Origin of the sequence: Halomonas sp. SIMBA_159 (assembly GCF_046536035.1) — a bacterium.
GTDB classification, from domain to species: domain Bacteria; phylum Pseudomonadota; class Gammaproteobacteria; order Pseudomonadales; family Halomonadaceae; genus Vreelandella; species Vreelandella venusta_A.
Map to the genome: position 1 here is coordinate 1 of NZ_JAWJBT010001712.1, position 233 is coordinate 233.

Below are 233 nucleotides of genomic sequence, written 5' to 3' on the forward strand. Positions count from 1 at the left end.
CGTCAGCAGACGCTGATGCTCTCTGCGCTGATGGAAAATCCGGCCACCACTAACATAGAGCTGGAATCAGGACTGTTTCAGCTGTCACATTCGCTGGTACGCCGAGGCGGACAGCTGAATGAGCAGCCACCCACGAATCGTACCGACACACTGTTATTGCGGGCGAAAGAGTATATACATGCGCATCTGAACCAGAACATTTCCATCGATGATATTGCCAGCGCGGCCACTAT

Annotated in this window: 1 pseudogene; it reads left to right on the forward strand. The window is 52.8% G+C overall.

The window, feature by feature from the left end:
• Positions 1–233: pseudogene (locus R0J87_RS25055) on the forward strand (AraC family transcriptional regulator); the annotation flags it as partial.